The organism is Blastococcus sp. SYSU DS0552 (genome assembly GCF_054050815.1).
On record NZ_JBJHAB010000001.1, the window covers coordinates 99,616 to 115,583 of the forward strand.

General features: G+C 76.2%; 14 protein-coding genes and 1 riboswitch. Of the genes, 7 read left to right on the forward strand and 7 right to left on the reverse strand.

Annotation, left to right across the window (positions count from 1 at the left end; genetic code table 11):
* The first annotated feature begins 140 nt into the window (after window positions 1-140).
* Together ACI8AG_RS00530 and ACI8AG_RS00535 are read left to right on the forward strand one after the other, a co-directional pair.
* Complete coding sequence (locus tag ACI8AG_RS00530) at window positions 141-1,370, forward strand: saccharopine dehydrogenase family protein (protein WP_456595482.1); 1,230 nt, start codon at window positions 141-143, stop codon at window positions 1,368-1,370.
* A gap of 54 nt (window positions 1,371-1,424) precedes the next feature.
* On the forward strand, window positions 1,425-1,979 hold the full coding sequence (locus ACI8AG_RS00535; RefSeq protein ID WP_456595483.1) for a DNA-directed RNA polymerase subunit alpha C-terminal domain-containing protein: 555 nt from the start codon (window positions 1,425-1,427) through the stop codon (window positions 1,977-1,979).
* 60 nt (window positions 1,980-2,039) lie between these two features.
* On the opposite strand, the gene ACI8AG_RS00540 is transcribed toward ACI8AG_RS00535, so the two are convergent.
* A complete protein-coding gene (locus tag ACI8AG_RS00540; RefSeq protein WP_456595484.1) occupies window positions 2,040-2,852 on the reverse strand; it encodes an alpha/beta fold hydrolase in 813 nt (270 codons plus the stop codon).
* Here ACI8AG_RS00540 and ACI8AG_RS00545 point away from each other — a divergent pair.
* From ACI8AG_RS00545 to ACI8AG_RS00555, 3 genes are all read left to right on the forward strand, one after another.
* Window positions 2,851-3,273: a MerR family transcriptional regulator gene (locus ACI8AG_RS00545; RefSeq protein WP_456595722.1), complete on the forward strand. Its 423-nt coding sequence runs from the start codon at window positions 2,851-2,853 to the stop codon at window positions 3,271-3,273. The genes ACI8AG_RS00540 and ACI8AG_RS00545 overlap by 2 nt on opposite strands.
* A gap of 175 nt (window positions 3,274-3,448) precedes the next feature.
* Window positions 3,449-5,113, forward strand: a complete 1,665-nt coding sequence (locus ACI8AG_RS00550) for a bifunctional 3'-5' exonuclease/DNA polymerase (RefSeq protein ID WP_456595485.1) — start codon at window positions 3,449-3,451, stop codon at window positions 5,111-5,113.
* Between the two features lie 167 nt (window positions 5,114-5,280).
* A riboswitch (cyclic di-AMP (ydaO/yuaA leader) is annotated at window positions 5,281-5,428 on the forward strand.
* 256 nt (window positions 5,429-5,684) lie between these two features.
* Window positions 5,685-6,593 carry a hypothetical protein gene (locus ACI8AG_RS00555; protein WP_456595486.1) on the forward strand — a complete coding sequence of 303 codons (909 nt, stop codon included), beginning with the start codon at window positions 5,685-5,687 and terminating at the stop codon, window positions 6,591-6,593.
* A 22-nt stretch (window positions 6,594-6,615) separates the two neighbouring features.
* Here ACI8AG_RS00555 and ACI8AG_RS00560 read toward each other — a convergent pair whose 3' ends face one another.
* Entirely contained in the window at window positions 6,616-7,362 is a 747-nt protein-coding gene (locus ACI8AG_RS00560; RefSeq protein ID WP_456595487.1) for an SDR family oxidoreductase, read from the reverse strand.
* Between the two features lie 233 nt (window positions 7,363-7,595).
* Here ACI8AG_RS00560 and ACI8AG_RS00565 point away from each other — a divergent pair, with 233 nt between their 5' ends.
* Window positions 7,596-9,479, forward strand: coding sequence for a protein kinase domain-containing protein (locus ACI8AG_RS00565; protein WP_456595488.1), 1,884 nt, complete (start codon window positions 7,596-7,598; stop codon window positions 9,477-9,479).
* 35 nt (window positions 9,480-9,514) lie between these two features.
* On the opposite strand, the gene ACI8AG_RS00570 is transcribed toward ACI8AG_RS00565, so the two are convergent.
* The 3 genes from ACI8AG_RS00570 to ACI8AG_RS00580 all read right to left on the reverse strand — a co-directional run bounded on the left by ACI8AG_RS00570 (window position 9,515) and on the right by ACI8AG_RS00580 (window position 11,584).
* Window positions 9,515-9,670 carry a hypothetical protein gene (locus ACI8AG_RS00570; protein ID WP_456595489.1) on the reverse strand — a complete coding sequence of 52 codons (156 nt, stop codon included), beginning with the start codon at window positions 9,668-9,670 and terminating at the stop codon, window positions 9,515-9,517.
* Between the two features lie 68 nt (window positions 9,671-9,738).
* Window positions 9,739-11,202 (reverse strand): protein adenylyltransferase SelO, encoded by a 1,464-nt coding sequence (locus ACI8AG_RS00575; RefSeq protein ID WP_456595490.1) that lies wholly within the window; start codon window positions 11,200-11,202, stop codon window positions 9,739-9,741.
* Between the two features lie 43 nt (window positions 11,203-11,245).
* Window positions 11,246-11,584, reverse strand: a complete 339-nt coding sequence (locus ACI8AG_RS00580) for a WhiB family transcriptional regulator (protein WP_456595491.1) — start codon at window positions 11,582-11,584, stop codon at window positions 11,246-11,248.
* A 211-nt stretch (window positions 11,585-11,795) separates the two neighbouring features.
* On the opposite strand from ACI8AG_RS00580, the gene ACI8AG_RS00585 reads away from it, so the two are divergent.
* A complete protein-coding gene (locus ACI8AG_RS00585) occupies window positions 11,796-12,674 on the forward strand; it encodes a mechanosensitive ion channel family protein (protein WP_456595492.1) in 879 nt (292 codons plus the stop codon).
* On the opposite strand, the gene ACI8AG_RS00590 is transcribed toward ACI8AG_RS00585, so the two are convergent.
* Both ACI8AG_RS00590 and ACI8AG_RS00595 read right to left on the reverse strand, forming a co-directional pair.
* Window positions 12,675-14,480 (reverse strand): helicase-related protein, encoded by a 1,806-nt coding sequence (locus tag ACI8AG_RS00590; RefSeq protein WP_456595493.1) that lies wholly within the window; start codon window positions 14,478-14,480, stop codon window positions 12,675-12,677.
* A 184-nt stretch (window positions 14,481-14,664) separates the two neighbouring features.
* The gene (locus ACI8AG_RS00595; protein ID WP_456595494.1) at window positions 14,665-15,927 is read right to left on the reverse strand and encodes a DUF222 domain-containing protein; all 1,263 of its coding nucleotides are present in this window, start codon (window positions 15,925-15,927) and stop codon (window positions 14,665-14,667) included.
* Between the last annotated feature and the right edge of the window lie 41 nt (window positions 15,928-15,968).

Genomic DNA, 15,968 nt, shown 5'->3' on the forward strand with positions numbered 1-15,968 from the left:
CTCCATCGGCACCTCCCCGCAGTTCCTTGCGCACGGGGGAGGTCGGAGTGACCCGTGTGCCGTTCCGTGACCTCGCCGTGAGGTGGCGCCCGGGGTGAGCGCGGGCTGCCCGCGCTCCCCGGGCGGGTCAGGATGGCCGCATGGCTGAAGACGCACGGACCTACGACCTCGTCGTCTACGGGGCCACCGGCTTCGTCGGGCGGCTGCTCGCGGCCTACCTGGCCGAGCACGCCCCGGAGGGAACCCGCATCGCGCTGGCCGGGCGCTCCCGGCGGCGGCTCGAGGAGGTCCGCGACGCCCTGCCGGCCGCCGGCCGCGACTGGGCGCTGGTCGAGGCCGACTCGACCGATCCCGCGTCGCTGACCGCGCTCGCCGGCAGCACCCGCGTGCTGGTCACCACGGTCGGCCCCTACGCCCGCTACGGGCTGCCGGTGGTGGAGGCCTGCGCCCGGGCCGGCACGCACTACGCCGACCTGACCGGGGAGATCCTGTTCGTCCGTGACGCCATCGAGCGCTGCGACGCCGTCGCCAGGGAGACCGGCGCCCGCCTCGTCCACGCCTGCGGCTACGACTCCATCCCCTCCGACCTCAGCGCCCTCCTGCTGGGCCGGCGGGCCGCGGCCGACGGTGCGGGAGGGCTGCGCGACGTCCAGCTGGTGGCCACGGCCCGGGGCGGGCTCAGCGGCGGCACGATCGACTCGATGCGCGCCCAGGTGGAGGCGATGCAGGAGAACCCGTCGCTGCGTCGCGTCGTCGGCGACCCGTTCGGCCTGAGCCCCGACCGGGCTGCCGAGCCCGACACCCCGCAGCCCCTCGACGGTGCGCTGCCACGCCGGACCGACGACGGGCGCTGGACGGCCGCCTTCGTCATGGCGCCGTTCAACACCCGCATCGTGCGGCGGAGCAACGCGCTGCAGGGCTGGGCGTACGGGCGCGACATGCGCTACGGCGAGGTCATGGGGGTGGGGCGCGGGCCGCTCGGCGCCGTCGCCGCGGCCGGTGTCTCCGCCGGGCTGGTCGCCACCGTGTCCGCCATGAGCCTGGCGCCCACCCGTGCGGTGCTGGACCGGGTGCTCCCCGCGCCGGGCACCGGCCCGAGCGAGGCCGTGCGGCGGAAGGGCTGGTTCCGGATGGTGGTCGACGCCACGACCGAGAGCGGCCGCCGCTACCGCGCCACCGCCGCGGGCAGCGGCGACCCGGGGTACGCCGCCACCGCCGTCATGCTCGGGGAGGCCGCGCTGGCGCTCGCCCTCGACGGGGAGCGGCTGCCCGACCGGGCCGGTTCGCTGACGCCGGCGACGGCGCTGGGGGAGGTGCTCGTGGAGCGGCTGCGCGCGGCGGGGCACACCTACGAGGTGACCGAGGTCTGACCGGGCTGCCGCCGCCGGCGCGACCGCGGGCCGGCATCGCTAGGGTTGGCCGACATGCCGACCAGCTCACCGGGACAGCCCGCCGGGACGATCCGTGACCTGGGTCTGCCGACGCGCGCGGTCAGCGCGCTGACCCGGGCGGGGATCACCGACGTCGAGGCGCTCGCCGCGCTCACCCGGCGGGAGCTCAGCGACGTCGCCGGCCTCGGACCGGGCCTGGTCGCGGCGATCCGCGCCGTCGTCCCCGAGCCGCCGGCCCAGCTGCCGGGCGCCGGCGCGGCGGTGGGCGGGCCGGCCGGTGGGCAGCCGACCGATGGCGAGCCGTCCGAGGAGGACGGTCCGGTGGCGCCGGCCATCCCGTCGTTCGACTCGCTCCGGGCCCCACGACGCCGGTCGGCGGTCGACCTGCTCCTCACCGAGACACCGGCGCCGGCCCCGCCGGTCGCCGCGGCCCGGGTGGCGACGGACGACCGGCCGTCTCCCGGCCGGCCAGGGGCGGGTGCCACCGTCCGTCCGCCCGACTACGCCGACCTGCTGCGGCTGGGCGTGCACGTCGCCCGGGCCGTCCTCGCCACGCCCGTCCGCTGTCTTCGCCGGCTGCTCGGCTAGGCGCCTCCCGGACGGGCGGGTCGGCGGGGGCGGTGGTCGGTTCGGGGGCGCCGCGGGGGATCAGGGCGTCGTGCCCGCGGCTCGAAGGATCTGCAGCCAGGCGATCGGGGCCTCGCCGGCGACGTCGTGACCCGTGGTCAGCTCGTGTCGGACCGCGTGCGGCAGGGCGGCCTGGAGGTCTGCGGAATGTGCGGGGTCGACCAGCCGGTCGCGCGTGGGGACGAGGAGCGTGACCGGAAGACGGCGTGCGGCCAACCGGGGCAGGTCGGCGGTGACGTCGACGCGACCGACCAGCTCGACCTGCGCGCGTGCGCCGGCCGGTAGGTGCTCGGTGACGTCCCGGGCCAGCTGGGCGGTGGCGTCCCGGCCGAGGGCGTGGAGCGCGGCATCCCCGGGGAACAGGGCCGCGACGAACCAGCCGGCGCCGACGGGGTCCTGCTCGAGCAGCCGCTGCCACAGCCGGCTGGTCGCCGCGAGCGACGGGCGGGCGGCAGCGAAGCCGGCGGTCAGAACCAGCGCGGTGACCCGCTCCGGGTGTCGGGCGGCCACGCGGATCGCGAGGGCGCTGCCGAGCGAGTAGCCCGACAGGGCGAAGGTGTCCACCCCCGCGGCGTCCGCGGTGGCGACGACCTGGTCGGCGACCGGGTCGACGTCCAGTGGTCCATCGGGCAGTGGAGCGGGGGCGGTGCCGGGGAGGTAGGGCGCTACGACGGTGTGGTCGGAAGCCAGGTCGTCCAGGAACGGGTAGTTGTCCTGCGGGCTGCCGCCGGCGCCGTGCAGGAGCAGGAGGACCGGTCCCGTGCCGGTGACGACAGCGGGCAGGGCCGGAGTGGCCGCGCGGGGCAGGCGCAGGGATCGCTGATCGGTGGACATGGCGGCGACCGTAAAGTCTGACGTCGACGTGAAGGTCAAGGGCGGAGGGAAGAGCGCCGTGCGCATCGGTGAGCTGGCTCGGCGGACGGGCGCCAGTCCGCGAGCCCTGCGCTACTACGAGGAGCAGGGGCTGCTGACCCCGGCGCGCGCGGCCAACGGCTATCGGGAGTTCCCCGGCGACGCGCCGCTGACGGTCAGCCAGATCCAAGGGCTGCTGGCTGCGGGTCTGTCCACCGAGGTCATCCGCGACGTCCTGCCATGCGCCCGGGGCGAGCGGCCCGAGCTGGAGCCCTGCCCCGACCTCATCGCGACCCTCGTGGCCACTCGGCGCGAGATCGACGCGCGGATCGCCTGCTTGCAGGACAACAGCGCCGCCCTCGGCCGTTACCTGCAGGCGGCGGGGGTGGACGCCGGGCGCTGACCTTGCTCGACGTCGTGGGTCCGTCGTGATGGCGGCCTGTCGCGACGAGCACCCCCTGCTCCATCGTCGCGTCGCGTCGCGTCGCGCCGGCCGCCGTCCTCGCGCGCTCCCGCACCGGGGACATGCGTCGGGGCCGTCCGGCGGATCGGTCGGCTCCGTCGGCGACACTGCGGGCGTGCAGCGGATCCTGCTCCGGCGCCGCGAGTCCGCGGTGGAGATGACGGAGCTCGTCGACGACGGGTCGACGGGGTCGGTCACCCGCGTCGCGGCCGGGGGGCTGCCCGCCGTCGTGGCACAGCGGGAGGCCGCTGCCGCACCCGTCCGCTGGGTGTGGGACGACACCACCCGCTGGTACCCCGCGCTGCTGGCGGCGGGAGTCCGCGTCGAGCGCTGCACCGACCTGCGGCTCGGCCACGCGATCCTGCGGCGGTCCCCGTTCGCGGCCCAGGAGCTGCTCGCCGGGGACGACACCCCTGGGTGGGACGTGCTGCAGCCCGGCCCGCCGCCGGAGTCCGCCCTCTTCCCGCTGGCCGACCCGGCGGACCGGCTCGACCCCCTGGCCGAGCACGAGCGCCAGCAGGTGACCGTGGCGGCCTCCGCGCGGCCGGGCCGGCTCGCCCTGCTGCTGGCCGCGGAGTCCTCGGGCGCCCTGGTGGCGGCCGAGATGACGCACACGGGCCTGCCCTGGCGGGCCGACGTGCTCGAGCGCCTGCTCACCGACCTGCTCGGCCCGCGCCCGGGAACCGGTGGGCGCCCCGCGGTGCTCGAGCGGCTGCTGGGCGAGATCCGCGCGGCGCTGGGGACCCCGTCGCTCAACCCCGATTCGCCGGCCGAGCTGCTGCGGGCACTCCAGCAGGCCGGCCTCCCGGTGGCCGACACCCGCTCGTGGACCCTCGAGCAGCTCGAGCACCCGTGCGTCCCCCCGCTGCTCGAGTACAAGAAGCTGATGCGGCTGCTCACGGCCAACGGCTGGAGCTGGCTGGAGGCCTGGGTGCAGGGAGGGCGGTTCCGCTCCGCCTTCCTGCCGGGTGGGGTGGTCACGGGTCGGTGGGCGTCCAACGGCGGGGGTGCGCTCTCGGTGCCCACGCTGATCCGCCCCGCGGCGGTCGCGGACGACGGCTGGCGGTTCGTCGTCGCCGACGTGGCCCAGCTGGAGCCCCGGGTGCTCGCCGGGATGAGCGCGGACACCGCGATGGCCGAGGCGGCGCGGGCCTCGGACCTCTACGCGGGCATGGTCGCCGGTGGCGCGGTGGCGACCCGGGCGGAGGCCAAGCTGGGCATCCTCGGGGCCATGTACGGCGGCACCCGCGGGGAGAGCGGCCGCATGATGCCCCGGCTCGCCCGCCGCTACCCGCGCGCCATCGGCCTGGTCGAGGAATCCGCCCGGGCCGGCGAACGCGGCGAGGTGGTGCACACGCTGCTGGGCCGGGGGTCGCCGTCGCCCAGCGCGGCCTGGGCGCAGCGGGCGGACGGGCTCGGCGACGCCGCGGAGCAGGCCGGTTCCCGGGAGGACCGCGACCGCGCTCGCCGCGCCTGGGGTCGGTTCACCCGCAACTTCGTCGTCCAGGGCACCGGAGCGGAGTGGGCGCTGTGCTGGCTGGCCGACCTCCGCAACCGGCTCTGGCGGCTGGGCGGCGACGGGCCGCTGGAGACCCGGGCGCACCTGGCGTTCTTCCTCCACGACGAGGTGGTCGTGCACACCCCCGAGCACCTGGCCGACGACGTGGTCGAGGCGGTGCGCGCCGCGGCCACCACGGCCGGGCGGCTGCTGTTCGGCGCCTTCCCGGTGGACTTCCCGCTGGACGTCGCCGTCGTCCGGGCCTGGGCCGACGCCGGCTGACGGCCTGCCATACACCACCGACGGGGCAGGAGACGTGGCGCGACACGCGTCACGATCTGCGGAAGTGACCGCTTCCGCATTGTCACGACTGCATAACGACGGTTACCGTGGCGGAGCCCGGCCGATCGTTCTCTCCCCATCCGGGGAGGGTCTGCCGGGCGCCGCCGAGTCGCCCGCCGCCTTCGAGCTGCGGGCGAGCCGGGGACCCACCGAAGTTCTGGGGTGAATCGCGCACCGGGCACGTCCCGGTGCGGGTAGGGCTGCTTCCCGTCCGAATCCGTCAGCTAACCCGGTAGGCGGCACGACGGAAGAAACGGAGAGCCGCCGCATGGCGCGCCCCTGCACCGCCGCACCACCCCGCGCCCGCCGGCACCGCCGCCCCCCGGTGCGTCCCCGGACCTGACCGCACGCGCACCCGGCGTCCCGCCGGTCGCCCCCCGCCACCGATGAACCGCCGGCCGAGCCGCCGGTGCCCGGTGGCCCCGCGACCCGGCGCCGGTCCGCAGCCCGCATCCCTCGCGGTCCGCCTCGCCCGGCCGATCCCGCCGCACCAACGGAGCACCCCGAACCCATGGATCCCCGCACCACCACCTCGGGCCGTCGTGGCCCGCTCGTCCTCCGCCGTCGCCCGCCCTCGGGCCTCCGCCGTCCGGCGCTCTACCTCGGGGTCGCCGCCGCCGGTGCCCTCCTGGTCAACACCCTCGTCGGCGTGGACCCGGGCGCCCAGGCCGAGGCCGGCACCTCGCAGTCGGTGAGCGTCGCCCAGGAGCTCGGGCTCACCTCCCGCTCCGGCCCGGTCGACGTCGCCGAGGACCTCGCCCCGCTGCAGGACCTGGCGGCCAGCCGCAGCAGCCGCGAGGCCGAGCAGGTCGCGGCCCAGCAGGCCCAGGCCGCGGCCGACCAGGCCGAGCTCGACCGGCAGGCGGCCGAGGCGGAGGCCACCGCCCGCGCCGAGGCCGAGGCCACCGCCCGCGCCGAGGCCGAGGCGAAGGCTGTCGAGGAGAAGGCCGCGGAGGAGGCCCGGGCCGCCGAGCGGGCGGCCGCGCCCCCCGCCGCGGCGACGCCCACGCAGGAGGCCCGGGCCGCCGCCACCACCGCCGCCTCCGTGGCGGCCACGGCGGTCGCCCGGATCTCCAACACCGCGGGCAGCGTGAAGGCGCAGACCCAGGCCGCGGCCGACGCGGTGGTCAGCAACGTGCCCGGCGCCGCGGGGATCACCCTCGGCGGCACCCGGGCCAGCGCCGCCGACCCGGGCGGGCACCCCTCGGGCCTGGCGCTGGACTACATGGTGATGTCCGACGCCGCCCTCGGGGACGCGATCGTCGCCTACCACCGCGCCCACTGGGCCGAGCTGGGCGTGGACTACCTGATCTGGCAGCAGCGCATGCTCTCGTCCCCGGGCGGATCGTGGCAGGCGATGGAGAACCGGGGCAGCGCGACGGCCAACCACTTCGACCACGTGCACGTGAACTACAACTGACCCCGCCGCCCCGCGGCGGTGCCTAGGTGAGCCGGCGGACCACGGACAGCGGTAGCACCCGCATGGCCAGCCCGATGGGCACCCACGGCCATGCGGGGACGTAGGCCGTGGCCCGCCGGGCCTCGATGGCGGCCACCATGGCGCGGACGCCCGTCGGGGTGTCCACCATGAACCGGGTCCGCTGCTGCACGTGCTGGTTCATCTCCGACCGGATGTAGCCGGGGTAGATCACCGACACGTCCAGGCCGGGGATCCGCTCGGCCCGCAGCCCCTCGGCGAGGGACGCGACCCCGGCCTTGGTGGCGGCGTAGGTGGTCATCGACCGGCGCATGCCGCGCAGCGCCGACATCGAGGAGATCAGCACGAGGTGCCCGCGGCCCTGGCGGCGGAAGATCTCCAGCGCCGCCTCGGTCTGCGCCAGCGCGCCGACGAAGTTGGTCATCGCCGTCTCGCGGTTGGCCTCGGCCCGGCCGGTGCCCAGGGGCGCTCCCTTGCCGAGGCCGGCGTTCACGACCACCCGGTCGATCGAGCCGAACGCCGCGGCGAACGCGGCGAAGACCGTGGGCACGGTCTGGGCGTCGGTGACGTCGAGCGCCGCGGTCTCCACCCGCCGGCCGGTGGCCGGGCGGATCTCCGCTGCGAGGGCGTCCAGCCGATCGGTGCGCCGGGCGCAGAGCGCCAGGTCGTGGCCGCGGGCGGCGAACTGCCGGGCCATCTCCTCGCCCAGGCCGGAACTCGCGCCGGTGATGAGGACGGCGCCGGTGTTCATGGGTGCTCCTGTCGTTCGGTGCGGCAGGCCGCTGCGGCCGGCCGGCACGCACGGTACGAGAGCCCGCAGGCGGATCCGCGGCCGGCACCGCGGCGGCGCGTGGGGCCGGATGGGTTCCACCTCGTCGGCTCCGCCGGGGTTCAGACCCCCTCCGGGCGGGCACACCTGCAGGACGTACGAGTACGGGGGAGCGCGGAGGCGCCCTCTCGGCACCGACACGAGGGGACTCGGGAGTGACCACGGCCGGAACCAGCCGACGGTGCCTGGACGGCCGCTACCAGCTGCAGCAGCTCATCGCCGTCGGCGGGATGGGTGAGGTCTGGCGGGCGCGCGACCTGCAGCTCCACCGGTCCGTGGCGGTCAAGGTGCTGCGCAGCGAGTACGCCGACGACCCGGTGTTCGCGGCGCGCTTCCGCTCCGAGGCCCGGCACGCGGCGGCGTTGAGCCACCCCAACATCGCCGCGGTCCTCGACTACGGGGAGACGACCGCCGAGGACACCGGCGAGCGGCTGGCCTACCTGGTGATGGAGCTCGTGGAGGGGCCCCCGCTGTCGGCTCGGCTGGCCGAGGTGGGATCGCTGGACACCGCCGCCGCGCTCTCGCTGCTGCGGCAGGCGGCGGCCGGGCTGGCCGAGGCCCATCGGGCCGGCGTGGTCCACCGTGACGTCAAGCCGGCCAACATCCTGCTCGGCCGGGACGGCACGGTGAAGCTGACCGATTTCGGGATCTCGTGGTCGGCGGGGAGCGCGCCGATCACGGGCACCGGGCAGGTGGTCGGCACCGCCCAGTACATGTCGCCCGAGCAGGCCCGGGGCGAGCACGTCAGCCCGGCGAGCGACGTCTACGCCCTCGGTCTGGTCGGCTACGAGTCGCTGGCCGGCCAGGCCGCCTTCGACGGCGACAACCCGGTCACGGTCGCGCTCAAGCAGGTGCAGGAGCACCCCGAGCCCCTTCCCGCCGAGCTGCCGCCCGGCGTGCGCGCCCTGATCGACGCCGCCCTGGTCAAGGACCCGGCGCAGCGGCCGCGGGACGGCGGCGCCTTCCTGTCGGCCATCGAGGAGGCGATCCACCGACCGGCGGGGACCGCACCGGGTCGCCGGCCGCTGGTCACGCGCCCGGTGCGGGCGGCGCGCCCCCCGTCCCGGGGCACCCGGGCGGCGCCCGGGAGGGCCGGCCGTCGTCCGGCCCTGGCCGTCGCGACGCCGCTGGCGGCGTTCCTCCTGCTCGGGGGCGGCGCCCTGTGGATCATCCCGGATCCGGGTGGGGACGCGGGCGCCGGCCGGTCCGCCGGCGCCGTCTCGACCCCCTCGGCAGCCGCGGGCGTCGTGCTGGCGCCGGAGGAGTACCTCGGCCGCCCGGCCGCCGAGGTGGCCGCTGAACTCGGCGCGCTCGGGTTGACGGTGCGGCAGGAGGAGGACGCGACCGCGGAGCAGGCCCCGGGCACGGTGACCCGCCTCGAGCCGGCCGCCGGCATGCTGCTCCCCGGCGACGAGGTGCGTCTCGGTGTCGCTGTCCGGCCGGGTGTGACGGTTCCGGAGGTGGCGCCGTCGACCGGTGGGGGTGCCATCCCGGTGGGACGCCCCCAGCCCGTGGCACCTGCCCCGGAGGTGCCGGTCGCCGAGGAGCCGGTGCCGAGCGGCGCGTCGACCCGCGGCCCGGCGGAGGAGAGCGCGGATCCGGCGACGGGCACGCCCACGACGTCCCCCGGCGGGGATGTCGCCGGCCCGAGCACCCCGCCGCAGGACGGGGAGGTCATCGCCGGGCCGAGCAGCCCGCCCGACGGTGACGGGGGCACGACCGAGCCGATCACCCCGCCGGAGGACGACGGGGACACCGAGCCCAGCACCCCGCCGGAGGACGACGGGGACACCGAGCCCAGCACCCCGCCGGAGGACGACGGGGACACCGAGCCCAGCACCCCGCCGGAGGACGACGGGGACACCGGGTCCAGCACCCCGCCGGAGGACGACGGGGACACCGGGTCCACCACCCCGCCGGAGGACGACGACGGGGACGCCGGTGAGCAGACCGCCGCCCCGGAGGACGAGGACGACGACGCCCCCGCCACGGCGACGGAGCCGGCCGGCGACGAGGTGGCGCCCGCCGCCCGGATCTGACTGACCGGCACCGGCACCGGCCGGTCGGCCGGCCGTCAGAGCAGCCGGTCGAGGTCGTCCGGCCCGGGACCGGTGCCGCCGGAGTCGGGCAGGGGAGAGGTGTCGGGGACGTCGTCGTCGGGGGGCTCGGGGGCCACCGGCCCCTCGGCGTACAGGGTCTCCGGGTCCCGGGGGTCCATCTCTCGTGGCACGGATCGCGACTACCCGGCGCGGCCGGGGTGAACCCGTCGCGACGGGGCCGGCGGTTCCGGTCCCGTGCTCAGGTCCCGCAGAAGGTGCGGTAGGCGCCGAAGTCCTGCGGGGCGGGCTCCGCGTAGCGCTCCAGCCCCGGCCGCTCGTCGAAGGGGGCGGTCACCACGGACAGGAGCCGCTCCAGCGGCGCCAGGTCGCCGTCGGTCGCCGCGTCCAGGGCCTCCTCGACGAGGTGGTTGCGCGGGATGTACGCCGGGTTGACGCCGTCCATGGCCGCGGCGTCGGGGGCGAGCGCCCGCCAGCGCCCCAGCCAGTCGTCGATGCCGGCCAGGTCGAGGAACAGCAGCCGGACGCGCTCGACGTCCCCCCGCGCCGCCGACCCCAGCCCGCGGAAGAACGCCGTGAGGTCGACGTGGTCCCGGGCGAGCAAGGCCAGCAGCTCCTCGGCCAACGGCCGCACGACGGAGTCCTCGACGTCGTCGGGCAGGCCCAGCTTGGCGCGCATCCCGGCGGTCCAGGCGGTCTGGTACAGCGGGCCGAAGCGGCCCAGGGACTCGACGGCGAGGGCGACGGCCCGGTCCTGGTCGTCGGACAGCAGCGGCAGCAGCGCCTCGGCCAGCCGGGCCAGGTTCCACTGGGCGACCGCGGGCTGGTTGCCGTAGGCGTAGCGCCCGCTGTGGTCGATGGAGCTGTAGACGGTGGCCGGGTCGTAGGCGTCGAGGAAGGCGCACGGGCCGTAGTCGATGGTCTCGCCCGAGATGGTCGTGTTGTCGGTGTTCATCACGCCGTGCACGAAGCCGACCAGCATCCACTGGGCGACCAGCTCGGCCTGGGCGGCGACCACCGCGTCGAACAGGGCGAGGTGCGGGTGCTCGGCGCCGGCCGCGTCGGGGTGGTGACGGTCGATGGCGTGGTCGGCGAGGCGGCGCAGCAGCTCGACGTCGCCCAGGACGGTGGCGTACTGGAAGCTGCCCACCCGCAGGTGGCTGCTCGCGACGCGGGCGAGCACGGCGCCGGGCAGCAGGGTCTCGCGGCGCACCGGGCGGCCCGTCGCCACCACGGCCAGGGCGCGCGTCGTCGGGATGCCGAGGGCGTGCATCGCCTCGCTGACCACGTACTCGCGCAGCATCGGGCCCACCGCGGCCAGGCCGTCGCCGCCGCGGGCGAACGGCGTGCGGCCGGAGCCCTTCAGGTGCAGGTCGCGCAGCGCTCCGTCGGGGCCGGTGAGCTCACCGAGCAGGAGTGCGCGTCCGTCGCCCAGGCGGGGGGTGAACCCGCCGAACTGGTGCCCGGCGTAGCCCTGCGCCACCGGTGTGGCGCCGTCGGGGACCAGGTTGCCGACCAGCAGGCGCACGCCCTCGGCGCTGCGCAGCGATGCGGCGTCCAGGCCCAGCTCCGCGGCGAGCGGCTCGTTGAGCACCAGCAGCCGCGGGTCGGGAGCTTCCTCGGCCCGCCAGGGGACCGCTAGTTCCGGGAAGTCCCGCGCGAAGCGGTCGTCCAGGGCAACGGTGCTTACCGGCGCGGAGGTCACCCCTCCGAGGGTACGAGGATCACCGGCGGGCGGCCGGGGACGATCAGGCGCTGATGGTGTCGCGGCGCTGCAGGCGCACCCGGCGGCGCTCCCGCTCGGAGAGGCCGCCCCAGATGCCGAACCGCTCGTCGTTGGCGAGCGCGAACTCCAGGCACTCGGCCCGCACCGGGCAGCCGGTGCAGACGCGCTTGGCGTCGCGGGTCGACCCGCCCTTCTCGGGGAAGAACGCCTCCGGGTCGGTCTCGGCGCAGAGCGCGTCGAGCCGCCACGCGTCGTCGGCCGCCGGCAGGGCCGGCCAGGCCGGGGCGTCGTCGATCGGCGCGAGGTGCTCGGTGGCGGAGCCGGGAACCAGGGTGAGGACGGGGCGGGAGAAGGAAGACACGGGGGAAGCTCCTCGAACGGTGGCCGGTGGCAGGCGCGGTGACGGACCGGTACGGCCTGCTTGCTACCTGTGACGTTACGGAGGAGCTGTCGCGTCGGCACTGGCAGAATCCGTACGAAACCGTCTCGTCCGTTTGGCCAGTTGTGTCCTGTCGCCGTCGGACGACCCGTGTCGCGCAGCGGGATCCGCGAGCGCTGCCTAGCCTCCGGGGGTGGCCGGACAGCATGCCCTGATCCCACTCCTGGCGGCCGAGGACGAGCTGGTCACGGACGCGATCAGGTGGCAGGAGGCCACCGCGGCCCTGCTGGCGCTGGTCCTCGGCATCGCCCTGGCCGCCGTCGTCCGCCGGGTGCTGGTCCGCGCGATCGACCGCGAGGGCGATCGTCACATCGGCCGCGTGGTCGGCCGGTTCGCGAGCGTCCTGATCGCCGCGGCGGGGGCCGTCTACGCGCTGGGCCTCATCGGCGTGCAGATCGGACCGCTGCTGGGGGCGCTGGGCGTGGGCGGTATCGCGATCGCCTTCGCCGCCCAGGACATCCTGCAGAACTTCATCGCCGGGGTGCTCCTGCAGGTCCGGCACCCCTTCCGCGTGGGCGACCAGATCGGCAGCGGTGACCACGAGGGCGTGGTCGACGACGTCAACCTGCGGACGACGGTCCTGCGCACCTACGACGGGCTGGTCGTGTACCTGCCCAACGCCGAGGTGCTGAAGAATCCGATCATCAACTACACCCAGACGCCGGTGAGCCGCACCTCGCTCACCGTGGGGCTGCCCTACGACGCCGACCTGGAGCGGGCCCGGCAGGTGCTGCTGCAGGCGTGCCGCGACACCGACGAGGTGCAGGCCAGCCCGCCGCCCGAGGTCTGGGTGGAGGAGTTCGCGGACTCCTCGATCAGCGTCGCCGTGCGCTACTGGCACCCGGCCGACATCGCGAGCCGCTGGCGGGTGCGCAGCGCCGTCGCCATCTCGCTGAAGGCGGCGCTGGACGCGGCCGGGATCTCCATCCCCTTCCCCCAGCGGGTGCTGTGGTTCCCCGAGGGCACCGGGGCGGAGCAGCCGGCGGGGGAGGGGGGCGGGCGGCCCGGCTGATCAGCTCCGGCGAGACCTGCCCCGGGGACCGCCCTGCCGCCCGCCGAGCGTGCGGCCGGCCGCGCGACCGGCGGTCCGGCGGCCGCCCGTGCTCGGCCGGCGGTCCCGCTCGCCGCCGCCGCGACCCGCGGGGGCGCTGCAGGGCCGGCAGGTGGTGAACCACGGCGCGATCGCGCTGCCGCACTCCACGCACTTCCCGGACCGGCCCAGCGCGATGGCGTCGGGGAGCAGCTCGGTGATCATCTCGGCGCACTCCTCCTCGACCCACGCGGCGTCCTCGCTGTCCAGGCCGGCGACGCCGGGGAACTGGCGGAGCAGGGTCTGGGCGTCCCGGGCAGCCGCGGCGGCCTGCTCGTACTCCTCGACGGTGCCGCCGCGGGGGACGTCTGGCAGCACGGTCTCGGGCGGGACGGGCAGCCCCACGGCGTGCTGCAGCGCCGCCTTGGCGAGCACCAGCCAGCGGGTGCGGCGCGGCGGGTTGTAGTCGATGGCGAGGTTGACCAGCCGCCACACGGTGGTCAGGTCGCCGGCCGCGCCCAGCGGGCCGCGCAGGAGCGGCAGCAGGGCGTGCACCCGCAGGACGAGGCTGGTGACGTCGTCGGCGGTCATGGCCTCGTCGCGGGTCGCCGCCCGCGCCCAGGCCATCCAACGGGTCAGGGCCTCCGGGAGGTCGACCGCCTCGAAGGCGCCGAGGTCCTCGAGCTCCGGCCGCAGCCGGGGCGCGCGCTTGGGCAGGTCGCTCATCTCGTCGCCGCGGGCCACGGCGGCTCCGGCGCCGACCAGCGAGGCGATCGGCTTGAGCCCGCTCACCCCGATGAGGATGCCGACGGCGCCGTGGCCGGTCAGGCCGTAGCGCCCGGCCCGCCCGGCGATCTGGGCGGCCTCCCAGGTGCGCAGCGGCCGCATCTCCTGGCCGTCGAACTTGGTCGTCTCGGCGAACAGCACGGTCGTGGCCGGCACGTTGATGCCGTGGCCGATGACGTCGGTGGTGACGAGCACGTCGAGCTCGCCGCTGGTGAACCGCTCGATGACCTCGCGCCGGGTGGCCGGCGGGAGCGCGCCGTAGAGGACGCCCACCTTGCCGGGCCGGTGCTGGTCGAGCTCCGCGGCGACGGCGTAGACGGCCTTGCGGGAGAACGCGACGACGAGGGTCTGCGGCCGCACGTTCGCCGGTCGCACCGGCGCGCGGAGCACGTCCAGCCGGGAGAGCCGCTTGTGGTTGACGACCTCGACGTGCTCGGCGTCGGAGACCAGCGGCTTGAGCACCAGGTAGGCCTCGGCAGCGGAGATCAGGTGCATCTCGCGGTACTCGCCGGTGAGCAGGAGCCGCGCCCAGTGGTGGCCGCGGTCGGGGTCGGTGACCCAGTGGGCCTCGTCGAGCACCAGCATCTCGCCGCGGTCGGGCGCCTTCTCCACCGTGCAGCAGACGATGGGCGCGAACGGGTCGATCTCCTCCTCGCCCGTCGACAGGCCCACGGTGCCCTCGGGCAGCTGGGCCGAGAGCTTGGCGTAGGCCTCGTGGGCGAGCTGGCGCAGCGGGGCGGCGTAGACGCCGGAGCCGGTGGCGGCCAGCGCCTGCAGGGACTCGTAGGTCTTGCCCGAGTTGGTCGGGCCGAGGTGGAAGACGACGTTCTCGGGGCGGGTCGCGCGGGCCGGCAGCTCGGGCGCGGCTCCCTCGACCCAGCTCTGCTGGGCGCGCTTCTCCTCGCGGGCGGCCGCTCGGTCGGTCTCGCGCGCCGCGGCCTGGCGGCCGGCGGAGCGTTCCCGGCGGCGCACGGTGGCGGGCTGGGCGTGGGTGTCAGGCAAATGTGTTCCTTCGTGGTGGAGAGTCCGGGGGTTGTGCGCCTCCCGGAGGCACACCGTCGTCTACACCCAACACTGACGGTCACCGATTCATGCCCCCGGGCGCGCCTGGGCGCCAGCGCTGGGAACGGGCGTCGGAGCGCGGCACGACGAGCGGCCGTCCGAGGTTCCAGCAGCTGTGGGGGACTCAGCCGGTTCGTGCCCGCTCTGGTTCTCCGGTGAGGTGGGGGAGGATGAGGATCTCGGTGCCGTGGGGCCGGTAGGTGTGCCATCGGCCCTCGGCGTCCCGGACGATGCGGTACCCGTGGTGGACCTTGGTGTGGTGCCGTTCGCACAGCAGCCCTGAGTTGGCCAGGGATGTGTCGCCGCCGTCTGCCCAGTGCAGGAGGTGGTGGACGTCGCACCAGTGGGCGGGGGCGTCGCAGCCGGCGAATGAAAGGACCCCTCCGCCCCCCACCGCTCGCAAGCTCGCGGCGGGTCCCTGCGGAGCGGCCGGGGCGCGGCCGAGGTCCAAGGGCTGGCCCTCGGGGCCGATCACGATGCGGGTGACGGTGCCGTCGCAGGCCAGCCAGCGGGCGCGGGCGGCGGAGATGGTGGCTCCGAAGCCGAGCTTCGCTGCGGCCGGGCCGGTGGCGGGGTCGACCAGGTCCTCGAGGTCGACCCGGACGACGACGTGCGGTTTGTGGGTGCGCAGGGTCGGCAGGGCGCCGGCGGCCAGGGCGTTGTCGCACAGCAGCTGCACCAGGGCGTCACCCTGCTGCTGGGCGCGAGTCCGGGTGTCCCCGGCGGGCCGGTTGGCCTGCACGATCGACTCGACCGCGGCCTGGAGTTTCTCCCCGCCGACGGCGTCCAGCTCCCCGCGGAAGGACAGCGACCCGTCGGCATGCCTGGTCATCGACAGCGACCGGCCCTCGGTCGGGTCGGGTTCGGGGCCGTCGGGGTGGAGGCGGGCGAGGTAGTGGGCCACGATCTGGCGCAGCTCGGCGTGCGGGCGGGACGCCGCGACCTCGGCCAGGGTGGCATCGATTCCGGCCAGGTCCACGCCCTGCGCGGCGGCGGCGGCCAGGGTGGCCGGCGCGGCCACCGGGGCGATGGCCACCAGCGCTTCAGCCGTGACCGCACCGGAGGCGGCGGCCGCGGCCACCGCGGGCAGGGCGTCCAGCGCCCGCCCGGAGGTCACCAGCCGGGATGCCGCGCCGGCCGAGAGCAGGGCGTGCCCGCGCAGCCAGGAGGCCATCGAGGCCTTGCCGTCGTGCTCGGCGGCGCCGGTGAGCTCGCACTGGCGCACCGTGCGCGCCGCCTCGGCGGTCAGCCGGTTGGCCGTGGTCAGCAGCGGGCCCAGCCGCTCGATCAGCTGCGGCCCGAACCGGCCGGTCAGGTCCTCGGCCGACAGGTCGTCCAGCGCGGCGGCCAACCGGGCCAGCGCATCGGACCCACCTGTCGAACACATGTGCGAATACTACCGCCGTCGACGACCGCGCGCAGGACGAA